Here is a 17,164-nt window from a genome sequence, read left to right as displayed (position 1 = left end):
GCGATATCGTGAGGAAACCGTCATGAACGACTTCATTCGCCCGCAGCCCGGCATTCTGGAAATCGCGCTTTACGAAGGCGGCCAGTCGCATGTGGCGGGGGTGACCGATGCGATCAAGCTCAGCTCGAACGAAAATCCGTTCGGCCCCTCCGACAAGGCGAAAGAGGCCTTCACCCGCGCGGCGCACAGGCTGCACCGTTATCCCTCGACCGATCACGCCGCGCTGCGTCAGGCCATCGGCGAGGTGCACGGCCTCGACCCCGACCGCATCATCTGCGGCGTCGGCTCGGACGAGATCATCAATTTCCTCTGTCAGGCCTATGCGGGGCCGAAGGACGAGGTGGTCTTCACCGAACACGGCTTCCTGATGTATCGCATCTACACCCATGCGGCGGGGGCGACCCCGGTGCAGGTGCCGGAACGCGAACGCACCACCGATGTCGATGCGATCCTCAAGGCCTGCAACAAGAAGACGAAGCTGGTCTTCCTTGCCAATCCGAACAACCCGACGGGCACGATGATTGGCCTGTCCGAGCTGGAACGTCTGGCGGCGGGCCTGCCGAAACAGGCGCTGCTGGTGATCGACGGCGCCTATGCGGAATATGTCGAGGGGTATGACGGCGGGGCGGAACTGGCGACGCGGCTGCCCAACGTGTTCATGACCCGGACGTTTTCCAAGATCTACGGGCTTGGCGGGCTGCGGATCGGCTGGGGCTACGGCCCGAAGGCGATCGTCGACGTGCTGAACCGCATCCGCGGCCCCTTCAACCTGTCCACCGCACAGCAGGACGCGGCCGAGGCCGCCGTGCGCGATCAGGACTGGGTCACGCGCTGCCGCACCGACAATGCCCGGCTGCGGAGCTGGCTTGCCGATGCGCTGGCGGAAAAGGGCGTTCCTTCGGATGTCTCCACGGCGAATTTCATCCTCGCCCGGTTCGGGTCCGAGGCCGAGGCCAGCGCCTGCGACGATTTCCTGAAGAAAGAGGGCCTGATCGTGCGGCGCGTGGCGGGTTACGGCCTGCCGAACTGCCTGCGCATCACCGTGGGCGACGAACCGGCCTGCCGGCGCGTCGCGCATCTGATCGGGCTGTTCAAGGCGGGTCGGGGGCAATGACGGTCTACAACCGCGTGGCGCTGATCGGGCTGGGGCTGATCGCCTCGTCCATCGCCCATGCGATGCGGCAGCACGGCCTTGCGGGCGAGATCACCGGCCATGACGTCCTGCCGGAAACCCGGCAGGTGGCGCTGGACATCGGCCTTGTGGACAAGGTTTTCGACAGCGCGGCCGGGGCGGTGGAGGGCGCGGATCTGGTGATCCTCTGCGCGCCGGTCGGCGCGATGGGCGACATCGCGGCCGAGATCGGCCCGCATCTGGCGCCGGGGGCGACGGTCACCGATGTCGGCTCGGTCAAGCAGGCGGTGATCGAGGCGGTCGGGCCACACCTGCCGGCGCATGTGCATTTCATCCCGGGCCACCCGCTGGCGGGGACGGAGCATTCCGGCCCGCGGTCCGGCTTCGCCACGCTGTTCATCAACCGCTGGTGGCTGCTGACGCCTTTGGACGGCACCGATCCGGCGGCGCTGGCGCGGCTGCGCGGCTTCCTCGAAACCCTCGGCGCGAATGTCGAGGAGATGGACCCCCACCGGCATGACCTCGTGCTGGCGGTGGTGTCGCATACGCCGCACCTGATCGCCTATACGATGGTCGGCGTCGCGGACCATCTGCGCCGCGTCACGCATGAGGAAGTCATCAAATATTCCGCCTCGGGCTTTCGCGATTTCACCCGGATCGCGGCTTCGGACCCGACGATGTGGCGCGATGTCTTCCTGACCAACAAGGAAGCGACGCTCGACATCCTCGGCCGCTTCACCGAGGAGCTGTTCATCCTGCAACGCGCGATCCGCATGGGGGATGGCGACCAGTTGTTCGACTATTTCACCCGCACCCGGGCGATCCGCCGCGGCATCATCGAGGCCGGGCAGGACACCGCCGCCCCGGATTTCGGCCGCGCCGTGCAGCCGCCCGAAAAGCAGGGCAAGGGCTGATGCGGCGGGGCGGGCGGATTCTGGCGCTGCTGGCGGGCCTGAGCCTGCCGGGAACCGCCATCGCCGCGCCCGAGACCTCCCCCCTTCCGATGGCGCGGCCCGCCGTGCCGGAACGGATCACGGCGGCGCCGGACGGTTCATTGCAGCGGCCTGCACCGCGTCCCGAGGCGTTGCGGGGCGCCACCCTCGCCTCGGCCGTGCTGGTGATGCCCCGGGTTGTGGGGAAGGATGCGTCCAGCGAATTGTGCGGGGTTCCCGGGCTGACGGGCAAGCGGATCGCGCCGATCACCTCGCGGGTCGAGGGCTGCGGCCTGACGGATGGGGTCGAGGTCACGCAGGTCTCGGGCATTCCGCTGTCGATGCCGGCGCAGGTCGATTGCACCACGGCGGCGCGGCTGAAGGAATGGGTCGATCGCGGCATCGTCCCGGCGGTCGGCAATCGCGGCGGCGGGGTGGCGCGGCTGGAAATCGCCGGCTCCTACACCTGCCGTCCGCGCAACAACCAAAGCGGCGCCAAGGTTTCGGAACACGGGCGCGGCCGGGCCGTCGATCTGCGCGGCATCCGGCTGAAATCCGGCGAAATCCTGACGGTCGAGGCCGACTGGCGCGACAAGGACCGGCTGTTTCAGCGGGTCCATGCGGCGGCCTGCGGGCCGTTCGGCACCGTGCTCGGGCCGGAATCGGACCCGTATCACAACGACCATATCCACGTGGATACCGCGACCCGCAACAGCGCCTATTGCCGCTGAGGATCAGCGCAGCAGCGGCGCGGGGCCAAGCGGCACCGGGCCAAGCGCCATTTCCCCGTTGCGGAAGCTCAGCGGCGCCACGATAGATCCGTCCCCCGTGCCCTGCGACAGGGTGGTGCCAAGGATCGTCAGCACCGGCATCGCCCGCCGGTCGATGTTGAACGCGCCCTGCGCGAATTCGAGCCAGTCTTCCCAGTCGTGCAGGCGCAGGTTCAGCGTGCCTTCGGGCCGTCCGTCCGGGGCGACGGTCAGGCTGCCCGACAGGCCGATCTCATGCCCGTCCCAGACCAGCCGCAGCGTGTCGATGGTCAAGGCGGTGATCTCGGGCGCGGCGGGCTGCGGGGACAGGGTGAACGGGGTGGAGAAGGTCACGAGGCCCTGCGCCGTGATCGTTTCGATCGTGTCCGAGAATTTCGCGTTGGGCGTCAGGCTGGCGGCAAGGCCGGGCGGCAGCGTCAGGGCATCGACGCCCGCGTCGATCCGGTAGGCGCCGGCGCCTTCCTGCGCGGCGGCAAGGCGCAGGTCGCGGGCGGCGAGCGAAGGGATCTCGGCCGCCTCATAGGTGGCGGCGGGATCGCTGATCGCGATCCGCGCGGCGCGCACCGGCCAGCCCGACGCATAGCCTGCGCGCAGCCCGCCGCCCGCCTGCGTGCCGGTCACGTTGAAGCGCATCCCGTTCAGCGTCACCGCCATCGGCAGGCTCACATCGCCCGACCAGTCGAGCGGATTCCACAAAGGCGCCGTCGCCACCAGCCGCGGCGTTTCGACCTGCGGCCCGTCGAACAGCGCCAGATCGCGGAAATCGACACCGACCCGCAGGGGAAAGCCCGCCGCACTGACCGAGCCCACCCGCGCGCGGTCCATCTGCGCCATTTCGGCCAGCGCCGCCTGCGCGCGGCGGGCGATTTCCTGCCCGCCGAACCAGCTTGCCGCCAGCGCCAGCACGACGATCGCCGCAATCCATCCCGCAAATCTCATCCCGGCCCCCTTTACCAAACCCGGTGCCAAGATGTATCTGGACCCTATCGCAAGAGCCAGAGCCATGACCCGACCTCTGTGGATATTCGGCTACGGATCGCTGATCTGGGACCCGGGCTTCGCCCCGGCCGAGACGCGGCGTGCCCGGCTTCCGGGCTGGCGGCGGTCGTTCTGCATGCGCTCGATCTGCTTTCGCGGCACGCCCGAGGCGCCCGGTCTGGTGCTGGCGCTGGATCACGATCCGGCGGCGGAATGTTCGGGGCTGGTCTTTCGCGTCCACGACGACGAGGCCGAGCCCGTGCTGCGCGAGTTGCGCGCGCGCGAACTGGTGACCAACGCCTATCTGGAACGCCGTCTGCCCGTCCTGTGCGAGGATGGCGAGACGGTCGCCGCGATCACCTATGTGATCGACCCCGAGGGGCCGCAATATTGCGCGCTGCCGGATGAGGAACAGGCCCGGATCATCGCCGGGGCCACCGGATCGCGCGGACCGAACCGGGATTATCTGTGGAATACGGCGCTGCATCTGCGCGGCCACGGCCTGCCGGACCCGTGGCTGGAAACCCTTGCGGGGCGTGTCGAAGAACTCTGCCGATAGGGCTTGGCACCCGCTGCGTCGCCGCATATCGTGGCGCCAGTCACGAGCCCGACACAACTCATGAGGCAGTCCATGCGCGCGCCGGTCCGGCATTCGGAACCGCATTTTTCCCAGCCCGTGCGTCAGATCCTGCTGATGCTGATCGTTCTTGGTCTGGTGATCGCCGGGGGGGTGCTGGCCTATGGGCGGATCTTCTCGATCTTCTTCATCAACCCGTGGCTGAACGGCACGATCTTCGCGGTCTTCCTGCTGGGCGTGCTGGCCTGTTTCTGGCAGGTCGCGCAGCTGATCGCCGCCGTCGTCTGGATCGAGAATTTTGCCGCCGACCGGCCGGGCCGACCGCAATACCGCGCGCCGATCCTGCTGGCGCCTTTGGCGGCGCTGCTGGGGTCGCGGGGCGGCAGGCGGACGATCGCCACCTCGGCCGGGCGCTCGATCCTGGAATCGGTGGGCACCCGGCTGGACGAGGGGCGCGACATCACGCGCTACCTGACCAGCCTGTTGATCTTCCTTGGCCTTCTGGGCACGTTCTACGGCCTTGCGATCACGGTGCCGGGCATCGTCGACACGATCCGCGCGCTGGCGCCGCAGGATGGCGAAAGCGCGGCGGAGGTGTTTTCGCACCTGATGAGCGGGCTTGAGACGCAGCTCGGCGGGATGGGAACGGCGTTTTCCTCGTCGCTGATCGGTCTGGCCGGGTCGCTGGTCGTCGGGCTGCTGGAACTCTTTGTCACCCACGGGCAGAACCGATTTTACCGGGAGCTCGAGGAATGGATTTCCTCGTTCTCGCGGCTCAGCTTTGCCGGGGGGGGCGATGGCGAAAGCTCGGCGATGACCGAGGTGCTCGACCAGATGGCCGAGCAGATGGACGATCTGCAGGCGCTGTTCGTGCGCTCCGAGACCGGGCGCGAACAGACGGAGCTGCGGCTCGACCGGCTTGCGGAGGCGTTCACCGGGCTCGCGCATCAACTGGCCGAGGAACAGGAGGACCGGTCCCGCCAGACAGCCGCGCTGGTGCAGATGGCGCAGGGGCAGGGGCGGCTGATCGAGGCGCTGGAAAGCCTGAGCCAGCGGACCGAGGCCGCGACGAACAGCGAGGCGGGGGCCGAGGTGCGCATGCGCCTGCGCTCGATCGACAGCCAGTTGCCGCGCCTGCTTGAGGAAATCTCCGCCGGGCGGCAGGAAAGCATGGCCGAGATGCGCACCGGGCTGGCGGCGCTGGCCCGCGCCATCCTGACCCCGCGACAGGAGGGCTGAGCCATGGCCTTCGCGCGCCGCGGCAGCCAGAGGTTCACGGCCAATGTCTGGCCCGGCTTCGTCGATGCGATGGGCGCGCTTTTGATGGTGCTGATCTTCGTGCTGTCGATCTTCATGATCCTGCAATCGGTGATGCGCGACACGATTTCCTCCAAGGATCAGGAACTGACCGATCTGAACACGCAGCTTTCGGGGCTGGCGCAGTCGCTGGCGCTGGAACGGGCGCGGACGACGGAGCTGGGCGGGCAGCTCGATGCCGCGAAGGCGCAGGCGGCAAGTCAGGAAACGCTGATCGCCACGCTGTCCTCGCAGGTGGCGGAACGCAACGCGGCGCTGGATGCGGCGGGGCAGCGGATCACCGCGTTCGAGGCGCAGGTGGCCTCGCTGATCTCGGACCGCGATGCGACGGCGGAGGCGATCCGGCTCGACAAGGCGACGATCGAGGAATTGCGCGACAGGCTGAAGGGCTCGGGCGATGAACTGGCGGCGATGACCCTGCAGCTTGAGGATGCGCGCCGCCGGGCCGAGGAGACGCTGACGCTGCTGGCGGCGGCGGATGCGGCGAAGGAGGAGCTTCAGTCGCGGCTGAACGAGAACCTGACCGAGGCGGAAAGGGCCGCGGCGCTGCGGGCGACGGCGGAAAAGGCGTTGCAGGATCAGCGGCAGACCTCGGACCGGAATGCGGAACGGGTGACGCTGCTGAACGCGCAGGTGGCGGCGCTGCGCACGCAGCTGAACGAATTGCAGGGGATCCTCGACGCCGCGCAGGCGAAGGATGCGGCGGCGGATGTGCAGATGGAAAATCTCGGCTCGCAGCTGAACGCCGCGCTGGCGCAGGTCGCCGCCGAACAGCGCCGCCGCGCCGCGCTGGAGGAAGCCGCCCGGATCAAGGCGGAGGAAGAGGCCAAGGATCTGGCGAAATACCGCTCCGAGTTCTTTGGCCGGATGTCCGATCTGATGCAGGGCCGCGAGGGCGTGCGGGTCGTGGGCGACCGCTTCGTGTTTTCCTCCGAGGTGCTGTTCCAGCCGGGCAATGCCGATCTGTCGGAGGAAGGCCGCGCCCAGATCGCCCGCGTCGCCCAGACCTTCCGCGAACTGTCCGCCGAAATCCCGCCCGAGATCGACTGGGTGCTGGAGGTCGACGGCTTCACCGACAACACCCCGCTGTCCGGGCAGGGCCAGTTCCGCGACAACTGGGAACTCAGTCAGGCGCGGGCCTTGTCGGTGGTGCGCTATCTGATCTCGGCGCTCGGCTTTCCGCCGCACCGGCTGGCGGCGGCTGGATTCGGCGAGTTCAGCCCGGTGGCCGAAGGCAACAGTCCCGAGGCCCGCGCCGCCAACCGCCGGATCGAGCTGAAGCTGACCGAACGCTGATCCGGGCGGCGGGGGACCTCGCTTTGAGAGAGCGTTTCAAGGCTGTCTGAAGCCGTTCGCGGCTTTATCGGAACGGGGTTTAAATCCGGAGAGGGAGAAAGGGGGCCAGCCCCCTCGCGCGTGCCGCGCTCACCCCCGGGATATTTTCGGAAAGATGAAAGGGAGGGGATCGCGGGGTGGTTGTGGGCTGCCCCCTGAATGTTTCGGGATAGACCGGGAAGTTTCAGTGAGGGGCGGCGCGGCCCGTGGCGGCTGAAAGGGACGGGCGCGCGCGGCGGATTCCGCGTCCGAGGTGCGATTTTAACGAAATATTCACCAGGCAGCGGGATCGTGCGGATATGAAGCGTCCCTCTCCCCCCGGCCTTGCGGAGGCACCCCTGCCGCTCTTCGGTGATCCCGACGAGGCGGAGCCCGTCCTTGTGGATGCCGCGCGGCTGCCTTCTTATATCGCCGATCACCGCAAGCGGCTGCGGCTGCGCTTTCTTGACGGCGGAGCGGCGGCGATGCCGGATTACGAACTGCTGGAACTGGTGCTGTTCCGCGCCCTGCCGCGGATCGATGTCAAGCCGCTGGCGCGGCGCCTGCTGGATGTCTTTGGCGATTTCGGCCGGGTTCTGGCCGCGCCGCCCGCCCGCCTGCGCGAGGTGGAGGGGGTCGGCGATGCGGTGGTGCAGGAGCTGAAGATCATCGAGGCGGCGGCGCAGCGGCTGGCCCGTTCGCGGGTGATGCACCGACCGGTGCTGTCGTCCTGGGCGGCGTTGCTGGACTATTGCCATACGGCGATGGCGCATCGGGAAACGGAACAGTTTCGGGTGCTGTATCTGGACCGCAAGAACGTGCTGATCGCGGATGAGGCGCAGGCGCAGGGCACGGTGGACCATGTGCCGGTCTACCCGCGCGAGGTGGCGAAACGGGCGCTGGAACTGAATGCCTCGGCGCTGATTCTGGTGCACAACCATCCCTCGGGCGATCCGACGCCGTCGCAGGCCGATATCGCGGTGACGGAACAGATCCGCCGCGCGGGCGAGGTGCTGGGCATCACGCTGCACGACCATCTGGTGATCGGCAAGGACCGGGAACTGAGCTTTCGCACCGAAGGCTACCTCTAGGTTTGCAGGCGCCGCGTCCTCGGCTAGACAGGGCCGACAGCGGAGTGACGGGCATGAAACTTCTGATCCATACGGGCGGCACGATCGGCATGGCGCCGGGGGGGAACGGGCTCGCCCCCGCGCCCGGCGTGGTCGAGGCGGCGGTGCGGGGCCGGGCGCGGGTGACCGCCTTCGACCCGCTGCTCGACAGCGCCGATCTGAACCACGGTCACTGGAACCGCCTGCTGGATCTGATCGAGGCTGAAAACGGCCCGGTGATCGTCACCCACGGCACCGACACGCTCAGCTTCACCGGCGCGGCGCTGTCGCAGGCACTGGTTGGCTGGCCGCATCCGGTGGTGCTGACGGCGGCGATGCAGCCCCTTGGCATGGGCGGCGATGCCGAGGGGAATCTGGACCTCGCGCTTGCGGCCGAACCCGGACCGGGGGTGTGGCTGGCCTTCGCCGGACGGCTGGTCCCGGCGGGCGGGCTGGTGAAGGCGCAGAGCCATGCGGCCGATGCCTTCCGCGCGATCCCGCTGTCGCCCGGGCTCGGCCCCTGGCGGCGGCGGCGTTTCGCCGGGCTGCGGCTGGCGATCCTGACCGTTTCGCCGGGGTTGCCGGTGGCGATGCTGCGCGCGGCGCTGGCCGAGCTGGATGGCGCGGTGCTGCGGGTGTTTGGCGCGGGAACGATCCCCTCGGACCCCGCGCTGGAAACCGCGCTGCGCGAGGCCGTCGCCCGCGGCTGCCGCCTGCGCGCCGTCAGCATCTGCGAAAACGGCGGCCTCAGTCCCGGGGCCTATGCGGCGGGGGCGGCGCTCTGGCGGGCGGGCGTCGAAAACGGAGCGGCCGACACCGCCGAGGCGGCGCTGATCCGGCTGTGGCTTGAACTGTCCGAGACGGCACTGGCCGATCCCGCCCGGATGCGCTAACCGGGGAATGCGCAATCACCAGCCGGAAAAGCCCATGTTCATCGTCACCCTTCTGTCCGATCCGAAATCGCCCGTCCTGAACGCCACCACCGCCGAGGCGCTGCGCGACGCCTGGGGCGGGGGAGAGATCCGCTGGCTGAACCCCGGCATCGCGGCGGAATTCCCGGTGCCGGCGATCCCGGAGAACCGCTGGGACGTGTGGGAAGGGTTGCAGGGGCTGGGCGTCGATCTGGTCGTGCAGCCCGCCGGGGACCGGCGCAAGAGGATGCTGCTCGCCGATATGGACAGCACGATGATCCAGCAGGAATGCATCGACGAACTGGCCGATGTGGCGGGCGTCGGCGCGCGGGTGAAGGACATCACCGCCCGCGCAATGAACGGCGAGCTGGATTTCGAGGGCGCGCTGACCGAACGGGTGGGCCTGCTGAAGGGCCTGCCCGAAGGCGTGATCCGCAAGGTGATCGACGAGCGCATCACCTTCATGCCGGGCGGGGCCGAACTGATCCGCACGATGAAGACGCATGGAGCCTATTGCGCGCTGGTCTCGGGTGGGTTCACCGCCTTCACCGGCCATGTGGCGCAGGCGCTCGGCTTTGACGAGAACCGCGCCAACACCCTGCTGATCGAGGACGGCCACCTGACCGGCGTTCCCGCCCGCCCGATCCTTGGCCGCGAGGCGAAGGTGCAGGCGTTCCACGAGATTTCCGCGCGCCTCGGCCTGCGCCCGGAACAGGTGATGGCGGTGGGCGACGGGGCGAACGACCTTGGCATGCTCAAGCTTGCCGGGGCGGGGGTGGCGCTGCATGCGAAACCCTCGGTCGCGGCGCAATGCGACATCCGCATCAACCACGGCGATCTGACGGCGCTGCTGTATATCCAGGGCTATGCGGCGGAGGATTTCGCCTGATCCGCTCACGCGGTGTTGCGCCGACGCGAAGGGGCACGATGCACAGCGGTCTTGCCCGGCGGGGCGCGGCTGTCTATGCCGGTGCGATGATGAACATTCCGGCCCTTTCCCTTCTCCGCCGCCGCTCCGTGCGCATCCTGATCCTGATCGCCGCGCTTGCGGGTTGCACCGTGCCGGGGGCAGGGGGCAAGGACCGCGTGACCGTTCTGGGCGGCCGCTACGTGGTCGCCGCCCCGCCCGGCTTCTGCGTCGATCCGGGATCGCGGCGCGACGAACGCGACGGCAGCTTCGTTCTGTTCGGCGACTGCTCCGCCCTGTCGGGCCGGGTGGGCGATCAGCGCCCCGCCCATCCCGCGGTGCTCAGCGCGACCATCGGACCGCGCACCCCCGGCCCGATCGAGACGACCTTCCCGGGATTCGAGCGGTTCTTCCATTCGCCCGCCGGACGGGCGGCGCTGGCGCGCTCGGGCTCGGCCGGGGATGTGCAGATATTGCAGGTACGCAAGACCGGCCCGGTCATGCTGCTGAAGATCCGCGACCGTTCGGGCGCGCAGGGCACACCGGTCGGCCAGACCTACTGGCGCGCCATCGTCGATCTGGGCGGGCGGATCACCGCGCTGTCGGTGCTGCCGCTGAAATCCGCGCCGATGTCGGACGCGGCGCAGATCCGCCTGCTGGAAGATTTCATCGCTGCGATCCGCGCCGCGAACGGCTGGAACTGACCCCACCACGACAGCCCGCTTTTCCCATCATCTTTCCGAAAATATCCCGGGGGTGAGCGCGCATGCGCGAGGGGGCTGGCCCTCTGCCGCCCCCGCCACCCGCACGCGGGCCGATTTTCAGGCACGCTCTTAACCACCTGATACATCCAGTGTATCCTGTATCACACGGCGGATTCGCGACACTCCGGGGGGTGGAGAGATGGCGAAGGATGGCTCTTTCCTTGCCCGGCTGCTGCACGGGCCACGGCGCGAGGCCCCCATCGCGCCGGATGCGGCGGATCGCCCCTGGGGCTGCGACTGGGCCTGGCGGCCCGAAACATGGGACACGCCGGTGACCTCGCCCACCCCGTTCAGGGTGGAGGGCCGGACGGATATCGGTGACGGGGTGACGCTGTTCCATGATTGCGCGCGGCCGCATGTCACCGTCGCGCAACTCGACAATGGCGGCGCTTTCGGCGCGGCGCTCCGCGGCCTGTCGCTGGAGGTCGAAGGCTTCGACGGATCCTTCCTGTCGCTGGTCACCGATCTGCCGGGCGCGGCGCTGGAAGGGCTGCGCCATGACCATCTGTTCCGCGTGACGGCCCGGGTCGAGGTGCGCCGCCCGATGCCGGTCTATTTCCGTCTCAACCTGATGCACGGCGGGCATACCGAACAACTGCTGCGGCAGATGGATATCGGCGACGGCACCCATGTGGTGGATTTCGATCTGGTGCTGACCCGGATGGACGAAGGCCGGCTGGAACGCGGCTGGGTCGATGTGATCTTTCCCTATCCCGCGATGAACCGGGTGGTGCTGCGCGACCTTACCTTCCTGCGGCATCCGCGCGCCGAGATATGACCGGTGCCGGAGCGGGGCGGATGAAATAAGGAAATTTTCCAGCCCGTGCGGCGCTGGCGGAACGCCCGTTCCCTCCGCGCGCCTTTGGGTGATCGTCATTCGCGCCCGCCGCCCGGGGCGTGATGAACCGCCCGCCGTGCGGCGCGGGCAAAGCGCCCGCAGCCCTTGCGTTCCGGCCCGGATCTGCGCTAGGCGGCATATCCGTTCCAAGACCAGAGGCTCGGCCATGACCGCAGATACATCCGGCGCCGCGATCACCTTCGACAAGATCGGCAAATCCTTCCCGAAAAAGGACGGCGGGTTGGTCATGGCGCTCGAAGATGTCAGCCTTTCGGTTCCGCCGGGCACGGTGACGGGAATCATCGGCCGCTCGGGCGCGGGGAAATCGACGCTGCTGCGGATGGTGAACGGGCTGGAGCGGCCGACCTCGGGCCGGGTTCTGGTCGGCGGGCGCGATGTCGGCGCGGCGCGCGGGGCGGAGCTGCGCGAAATCCGCCGCGACGTCGGCATGATCTTCCAGCATTTCAACTTGCTGTCCTCGCGCACCGTTCATGAAAACATCGCCCTGCCGCTGGAAATCGCCGGGGCGCGCGATATCGCGCCTCGGGTGGCGGAGCTGATCCACCGGGTCGGGCTGACGGAGCTGCGCGACCGCTATCCGGCCGAGCTTTCGGGCGGGCAGAAGCAGCGCGTCGGCATCGCCCGCGCGCTGGCGACGAGTCCCAAGGTGCTGCTGTCGGACGAGGCGACCTCGGCGCTCGATCCGGAAACCACGCAGACGGTGCTGGCGCTGCTGGCGGAAATCAACCGCGACCTCGGGCTGACGATCCTGCTGATCACCCATGAAATGGCGGTGGTGCGCGATATCGCCAGCCATATGGCGGTGATCGACGGCGGCCGGATCGTCGAGGCGGGCGCGACCTACGACATCTTCACCCATCCGCAGAACCCGGTGACGCGCTCCTTCCTGTCCGGGGTGACGGGGCTGGTGCTGCCCGCCTTCATCGCCGGCAAGATCGTGGCGGAGCGTCCGCCCGTACCGTCGCAGGAGGTGATCCGGATCACCTTCGCCGGGCAATATGCGACGGATCCGATGCTATCGCTGCTGACCTCGCAGCTTGGCATTCCGGTCAACATCCTTGCCGGCGCGATCGAGGAGGTGGGACCGCATCCCTTCGGCAATCTGATCGTCTCGCTCAATGCCGAACGGGGCGAGGAGGCGCGCACCTATCTGGAACGCCACGGGCTGACGACGGAGGTTCTGGGCTATGTCGGCTAATCTGATCAACCTGCTGATCTCCTCGACCGGGCAGACGCTTTACATGGTGGCGATCTCGGCGCTGCTGGGCACGCTGTTCGGGCTGCCGCTCGGCGTGTTCCTGGCGACCTCGCAGCGGGGCGAGCTGCTGAGCGCGCCCTGGGTCAACAAGGTGTTGGGGCTGGTGGTGAACGCCACGCGCTCGGTGCCGTTCATCATTCTGGTGGTGGCGATCATCCCGTTCACCCGCGCGATCGCCGGCACCTCGATCGGCACCACGGCGGCGGTCGTGCCGCTGACCATCGCGGCCATCCCGTTCATCGCGCGGCTGGTGGAAAACGCCATCCGCGAGGTCGAAAGCGGGCTGATCGAGGCCGCCCGCGCGATGGGCGCCACCCCCTTCCAGATCATCCGCAAGGTGCTGGTGCCCGAGGCCCTGCCCGGCATCACCCTTGGCCTGACGCTCGCCGTGGTCAGCCTGATCGGCTATTCGGCGATGGTCGGCGCCGTGGGCGGCGAGGGGCTGGGCGATCTTGGCATCCGCTACGGCTATCAGCGCTTCATGCCCGAGGTGATGCTGGCCGTGGTGGTCATCCTCGTCGTTCTGGTGCAGGTGGTCCAGTCCATCGGCGAATGGATCGCCGCCCGCGTCGACAAACGTGCGCCGCGCAACCGCGGCCACTGAGTTTCCCCGGATTTCCCAACGCAAAAGGAGTATTCCCATGCTGCGTATGACTCTTGCCTCCGTCCTCGCGCTGATCGCCGGGACCGCGATGGCCGAAGACATCAAGGTCGGCGTTTCCCCCGGTGAGCACGCCGAGATCATGGAAGAGGTGGCCAAGGTCGCCGCGCCGAAGGGGCTGAACATCCGGGTCGTCGAATTCTCGGATTACGTCGTGCCGAACCAGGCGCTGGCGGATGGCGACATTCAGGCCAATTCGTTCCAGCACGTGCCCTATCTGGACAACCAGATGAAGGACCGCGGCTTTGACCTGAAGGTCGTCGGCACCACGATCACCACGCCGATGGGCGTCTATTCGGACAAGATCAAGGCGCTGGCCGATCTGAAGGACGGCGCCACCGTCGGCATCCCGAACGATCCGACGAATGGCGGCCGCGCGCTTCTGGTGCTGCAGCAACTGGGCGAGATCAAGGTCTCCCCGGATGCCGGGCTGAAGCCGACGATCCTCGACATCACCGAGAACCCGAAGAAGCTGAAGTTCCAGGAACTGGATGCGGCGCAGCTGCCGCGCTCGCTCGCCGATCTGGACGCGGCGCTGATCAACACCAATTACGCGATCGCCTCGGGCCTGAACCCGAAGACCGACGCGATCGCCATGGAAAGCGCCGACAACCCCTATGTGAATGTCATCGTCGTGCGCAACGGCGATGAGGATCAGCCGTGGGTGAAGACGCTGGTGGACAGCTATCACAGCGACGACGTGAAGAAATTCATCGAGGACAAGTATCACGGCACGGTCCTGACCTCCTGGTGAGATCGCCGGAAACCGATACGGCCGCGTCCGGGCACCCCGGGCGCGGCATTTCCATGTGGTGAGGAAGCTGGGGGCGCTGCCCCCGCCTCTTTCAGAGGCTCCCCCGGGATATTTATGGAAACACGAAAGCCCGTTCGGGAGGGGCCGGGGACCCACTCCGGATGAAATTCCCGGTTCTGCTTTCGTGTTTCCATGAATATCCCGGGGAATGAGGCGGATCAGGCAGCCTTCCAGTGGAAGGATGTCCCGCCGAATGCGGAACGGGCGAGGGAGGCAGGGCCCCTTTCTCGCTAACCGCATGCCTTGACGCTTCCGTTTTCATGAACCCGCTATGATCGGAACATTGAAGGAACATGCCTTGGCCTTTGGCGCGGGGGCCGATAGGATGGCGTAATGAGCGATTTCGACGAATCCGATCCGTTTGAAGGTGCGCTGAGCCTGTCTCAGCGCGCGGCCGTTGCCATGCGCCCGGGCGTGGCGCCCTATCTGGACGGGCTGAACGCGGCGCAGCGCGCGGCGGTCGAGACGCTCGACGGGCCGGTGCTGATGCTGGCAGGGGCGGGGACGGGCAAGACCCGGGCGCTGACGGCGCGGATCGCGCATCTGATCCATACCGGCCGGGCGCGCCCGAATGAAATCCTTGCCGTGACCTTCACCAACAAGGCCGCGCGGGAGATGAAAGACCGCGTGGGCCGTCTGCTGGGCGGCGCGATCGAGGGGATGCAGTGGCTCGGCACCTTCCACTCGGTCTGCGTCAAGCTGCTGCGCCGCCATGCGGAGCTGATTTCCCGCGATGTGGGCGGACGGGCCGATGATCTGGTCGAGAACGGTCATACCGTCAGCCTGCGGCCGAATTTCACCATTCTGGACACCGATGACCAGATCCGGCTGATGAAGCAGCTGATCGTCGCGGCGAACATGGACGAAAAGCGCTGGCCCGCGCGGCAACTGGCCGGGATCATCGACGGCTGGAAGAACCGCGCGCTGACGCCGGAAAAGGTGCCGTCGAGCGAGGCCGGCGCCTTCAATCATCGCGGAACGGAGCTTTATGCCGCCTATCAGGATCGGCTGATCACGCTCAACGCCGTCGATTTCGGCGATCTGCTGCTGCATATGGTGACGATCTTCCAGCGGCACCCGGATGTGCTGGCGCAGTATCAGCGCTGGTTCCGCTATATTCTGGTGGACGAGTATCAGGACACCAACATCGCACAATATCTGTGGCTGCGTCTTCTGGCGCAGGGGCATCACAACATCTGCTGCGTGGGCGACGACGATCAGTCGATCTACGGCTGGCGTGGCGCCGAGGTGGGCAACATCCTGCGGTTCGAGAAGGATTTTCCGGGCGCGAAAGTGGTCCGGCTGGAACAGAATTACCGCTCGACCGAACATATCCTTGCGGCGGCGTCGCGGCTGATCTCGGCCAATCAGGGGCGGCTTGGCAAGACGCTCTGGACCGAGGCGAAGGGCGGCCAGAAGGTGCGCCTGATCGGCCATTGGGACGGCGAGGAAGAGGCGCGCTGGATCGGCGAGGAGATCGAGGCCCTGCGGGACGGCGCGCATGGCCTGCCGCCGATGCGGCTGAACGATCAGGCGATTCTGGTGCGCGCCTCGCATCAGATGCGGGCGTTCGAGGATCGTTTCCTGTCGATCGGGCTGCCCTATCGGGTGATCGGCGGACCGCGGTTCTATGAACGGCTGGAGATCCGCGATGCGATGGCCTATTTCCGGCTGGCCGTCAGCCCGGACGACGATCTGGCCTTTGAGCGGGTGGTGAACACGCCGAAGCGCGGTCTGGGCGAAAAGGCGCAGCAGACGATCCAGCGCGTCGCGCGCGAGGCCGGGGTGGGGCTGGTCCTTGGCGCGCGGGCGGCGTTGCAGCAGGGCGCGGTGACGGGCAAGGGGGCGGCGCAGCTTCGGGCCTTCATCGAGGGGATCGGGCGCTGGCATGCGGCGGTGCTGGACGGCGCCGACCACATCCGTCTGGCGGAGACGATCCTTGAAGAATCGGGCTACACGGAGATGTGGCTCAAGGACAAGACGCCCGAGGCGCCGGGGCGGCTGGAAAACCTCAAGGAACTGGTCAAGGCGCTGGAGCAGTTCGAGAATTTGCAGGGTTTCCTCGAACATGTCGCGCTGATCATGGACAATGACAGCGGCGAGGCGGAGGACAAGGTCTCGATCATGACGCTGCATGGGGCGAAGGGGCTGGAATTCCCCGCCGTCTTCCTGCCGGGGTGGGAGGACGGGCTGTTCCCGAGCCAGCGCGCGCTGGACGAAGGGGGGCTGAAGGCGTTGGAGGAGGAGCGGCGGCTGGCCTATGTGGGGATCACCCGGGCCGAGGTTCTGTGCACCATCTCCTTCGCCGGGAACCGGCGGGTCTATGGGCAATGGCAGTCGCAGATGCCCTCGCGCTTCATCGATGAACTGCCCGCGGCGGATGTCGATGTGCTGACGGCGCCGGGGTTGTATGGCGGCGGCGCGTCGGCCGCTGGGGCGGCGTTCGCGGGCCATTCGGGATATGGCGGCGTGGACGAGCGCGCGGCCCATGCGGATGTCTACAATTCGCCGGGGTGGAAGCGGATGCAGGCGGCGCGCAGCAGCCATGCCCCGCCCGCCGCGCATCGGAAGGTCGTCACCATCGATCTTGAGGCGATGCCCTTCGGGATCGGCGACCGGGTGTTCAATGTCAAATATGGCTATGGCGAGATCATCGATGCCGAGGGCGATACGATGGTCGTGGAATTCGACAAGGCCGGGTCGAAACGGGTGAAGGCGGGATTCCTGCAAGCCGCCGATCAGGCGGGCGACGTGCCGTTCTGAGGGGGGAAGGGGGGGGGGGGGGGGGGGGGGGGGGGGGGGGGGGGGGGGGGGGGGGGGCGCGGGGGGGGGGGGGGGGGGGGCCGGCCGCGCGGGGGGGC

The 17,164-nt window shown here is 67.8% G+C and carries 16 protein-coding genes; 15 read left to right on the top strand and 1 reads right to left on the bottom strand.

Features of this window, described 5'->3' with window-relative positions; genetic code table 11:
* Positions 1 to 22: 22 nt before the first annotated feature.
* From hisC to D2T30_RS07945, 3 genes are read left to right on the top strand one after another with little or no spacing between them, the layout of a single operon-like run.
* Positions 23 to 1,114, top strand: a complete 1,092-nt coding sequence (gene hisC, locus D2T30_RS07955; RefSeq protein ID WP_128208442.1) for a histidinol-phosphate transaminase — start codon at positions 23 to 25, stop codon at positions 1,112 to 1,114.
* Positions 1,111 to 2,046, top strand: coding sequence for a prephenate/arogenate dehydrogenase family protein (locus D2T30_RS07950; RefSeq protein ID WP_128208441.1), 936 nt, complete (start codon positions 1,111 to 1,113; stop codon positions 2,044 to 2,046). Before hisC ends, D2T30_RS07950 begins: the two co-directional genes overlap by 4 nt.
* Complete coding sequence (locus D2T30_RS07945) at positions 2,046 to 2,795, top strand: extensin-like domain-containing protein (protein ID WP_241651222.1); 750 nt, start codon at positions 2,046 to 2,048, stop codon at positions 2,793 to 2,795. Before D2T30_RS07950 ends, D2T30_RS07945 begins: the two co-directional genes overlap by 1 nt.
* 3 nt (positions 2,796 to 2,798) lie before the next feature.
* Here D2T30_RS07945 and D2T30_RS07940 read toward each other — a convergent pair whose 3' ends face one another.
* The gene (locus D2T30_RS07940) at positions 2,799 to 3,773 is read right to left on the bottom strand and encodes a DUF2125 domain-containing protein (protein ID WP_164884250.1); all 975 of its coding nucleotides are present in this window, start codon (positions 3,771 to 3,773) and stop codon (positions 2,799 to 2,801) included.
* A 64-nt stretch (positions 3,774 to 3,837) separates the two neighbouring features.
* On the opposite strand from D2T30_RS07940, the gene D2T30_RS07935 reads away from it, so the two are divergent.
* The 12 genes from D2T30_RS07935 to D2T30_RS07880 all read left to right on the top strand — a co-directional run bounded on the left by D2T30_RS07935 (position 3,838) and on the right by D2T30_RS07880 (position 17,066).
* Positions 3,838 to 4,371: a gamma-glutamylcyclotransferase gene (locus D2T30_RS07935; protein WP_128208439.1), complete on the top strand. Its 534-nt coding sequence runs from the start codon at positions 3,838 to 3,840 to the stop codon at positions 4,369 to 4,371.
* Between the two features lie 72 nt (positions 4,372 to 4,443).
* The gene (locus D2T30_RS07930) at positions 4,444 to 5,628 is read left to right on the top strand and encodes a biopolymer transporter ExbB (RefSeq protein ID WP_128181345.1); all 1,185 of its coding nucleotides are present in this window, start codon (positions 4,444 to 4,446) and stop codon (positions 5,626 to 5,628) included.
* Between the two features lie 3 nt (positions 5,629 to 5,631).
* Entirely contained in the window at positions 5,632 to 7,002 is a 1,371-nt protein-coding gene (locus D2T30_RS07925) for a peptidoglycan -binding protein (protein WP_128208438.1), read from the top strand.
* Positions 7,003 to 7,340: 338 nt separating this feature from the next.
* On the top strand, positions 7,341 to 8,111 hold the full coding sequence (radC, locus tag D2T30_RS07920; RefSeq protein ID WP_128208437.1) for a RadC family protein: 771 nt from the start codon (positions 7,341 to 7,343) through the stop codon (positions 8,109 to 8,111).
* Positions 8,112 to 8,164: 53 nt separating this feature from the next.
* Entirely contained in the window at positions 8,165 to 9,022 is an 858-nt protein-coding gene (locus D2T30_RS07915; RefSeq protein ID WP_128208436.1) for an asparaginase domain-containing protein, read from the top strand.
* A 34-nt stretch (positions 9,023 to 9,056) separates the two neighbouring features.
* Positions 9,057 to 9,929, top strand: a complete 873-nt coding sequence (gene serB / locus D2T30_RS07910; protein WP_128208435.1) for a phosphoserine phosphatase SerB — start codon at positions 9,057 to 9,059, stop codon at positions 9,927 to 9,929.
* 38 nt (positions 9,930 to 9,967) lie between these two features.
* The gene (locus D2T30_RS07905) at positions 9,968 to 10,651 is read left to right on the top strand and encodes a hypothetical protein (protein ID WP_128208434.1); all 684 of its coding nucleotides are present in this window, start codon (positions 9,968 to 9,970) and stop codon (positions 10,649 to 10,651) included.
* Positions 10,652 to 10,850: 199 nt separating this feature from the next.
* Positions 10,851 to 11,489 (top strand): DUF6478 family protein, encoded by a 639-nt coding sequence (locus D2T30_RS07900; RefSeq protein ID WP_128208433.1) that lies wholly within the window; start codon positions 10,851 to 10,853, stop codon positions 11,487 to 11,489.
* Between the two features lie 226 nt (positions 11,490 to 11,715).
* Entirely contained in the window at positions 11,716 to 12,768 is a 1,053-nt protein-coding gene (locus D2T30_RS07895) for a methionine ABC transporter ATP-binding protein (protein WP_128208432.1), read from the top strand.
* Complete coding sequence (locus D2T30_RS07890) at positions 12,758 to 13,432, top strand: methionine ABC transporter permease (RefSeq protein ID WP_128208431.1); 675 nt, start codon at positions 12,758 to 12,760, stop codon at positions 13,430 to 13,432. Before D2T30_RS07895 ends, D2T30_RS07890 begins: the two co-directional genes overlap by 11 nt.
* Positions 13,433 to 13,469: 37 nt before the next feature.
* The gene (locus D2T30_RS07885; protein ID WP_128208430.1) at positions 13,470 to 14,243 is read left to right on the top strand and encodes a MetQ/NlpA family ABC transporter substrate-binding protein; all 774 of its coding nucleotides are present in this window, start codon (positions 13,470 to 13,472) and stop codon (positions 14,241 to 14,243) included.
* A gap of 393 nt (positions 14,244 to 14,636) precedes the next feature.
* Positions 14,637 to 17,066 (top strand): ATP-dependent helicase, encoded by a 2,430-nt coding sequence (locus D2T30_RS07880; RefSeq protein ID WP_128208429.1) that lies wholly within the window; start codon positions 14,637 to 14,639, stop codon positions 17,064 to 17,066.
* Positions 17,067 to 17,164 lie beyond the last annotated feature (98 nt).

Source organism: Paenirhodobacter populi (assembly GCF_004022215.1).
GTDB lineage: Bacteria > Pseudomonadota > Alphaproteobacteria > Rhodobacterales > Rhodobacteraceae > Rhodobacter > Rhodobacter populi.
The sequence above is the reverse complement of the archived record's forward strand: the minus strand, read 5'-3'. Positions and strand labels throughout refer to the sequence as shown.

Excerpts from the sequence above, each read along its gene's own strand:
- hisC (WP_128208442.1), top strand. The coding sequence starts at position 23 with ATGAACGACTTCATTCGCCCGCAGCCCGGCATTCTGGAAATCGCGCTT.
- D2T30_RS07950 (WP_128208441.1), top strand. The coding sequence starts at position 1,111 with ATGACGGTCTACAACCGCGTGGCGCTGATCGGGCTGGGGCTGATCGCC.
- D2T30_RS07945 (WP_241651222.1), top strand. The coding sequence starts at position 2,046 with ATGCGGCGGGGCGGGCGGATTCTGGCGCTGCTGGCGGGCCTGAGCCTG.
- D2T30_RS07940 (WP_164884250.1), bottom strand. The coding sequence starts at position 3,773 with ATGAGATTTGCGGGATGGATTGCGGCGATCGTCGTGCTGGCGCTGGCG.
- D2T30_RS07935 (WP_128208439.1), top strand. The coding sequence starts at position 3,838 with ATGACCCGACCTCTGTGGATATTCGGCTACGGATCGCTGATCTGGGAC.
- D2T30_RS07930 (WP_128181345.1), top strand. The coding sequence starts at position 4,444 with ATGCGCGCGCCGGTCCGGCATTCGGAACCGCATTTTTCCCAGCCCGTG.
- D2T30_RS07925 (WP_128208438.1), top strand. The coding sequence starts at position 5,632 with ATGGCCTTCGCGCGCCGCGGCAGCCAGAGGTTCACGGCCAATGTCTGG.
- radC (WP_128208437.1), top strand. The coding sequence starts at position 7,341 with ATGAAGCGTCCCTCTCCCCCCGGCCTTGCGGAGGCACCCCTGCCGCTC.
- D2T30_RS07915 (WP_128208436.1), top strand. The coding sequence starts at position 8,165 with ATGAAACTTCTGATCCATACGGGCGGCACGATCGGCATGGCGCCGGGG.
- serB (WP_128208435.1), top strand. The coding sequence starts at position 9,057 with ATGTTCATCGTCACCCTTCTGTCCGATCCGAAATCGCCCGTCCTGAAC.
- D2T30_RS07905 (WP_128208434.1), top strand. The coding sequence starts at position 9,968 with ATGCACAGCGGTCTTGCCCGGCGGGGCGCGGCTGTCTATGCCGGTGCG.
- D2T30_RS07900 (WP_128208433.1), top strand. The coding sequence starts at position 10,851 with ATGGCGAAGGATGGCTCTTTCCTTGCCCGGCTGCTGCACGGGCCACGG.
- D2T30_RS07895 (WP_128208432.1), top strand. The coding sequence starts at position 11,716 with ATGACCGCAGATACATCCGGCGCCGCGATCACCTTCGACAAGATCGGC.
- D2T30_RS07890 (WP_128208431.1), top strand. The coding sequence starts at position 12,758 with ATGTCGGCTAATCTGATCAACCTGCTGATCTCCTCGACCGGGCAGACG.
- D2T30_RS07885 (WP_128208430.1), top strand. The coding sequence starts at position 13,470 with ATGCTGCGTATGACTCTTGCCTCCGTCCTCGCGCTGATCGCCGGGACC.
- D2T30_RS07880 (WP_128208429.1), top strand. The coding sequence starts at position 14,637 with ATGAGCGATTTCGACGAATCCGATCCGTTTGAAGGTGCGCTGAGCCTG.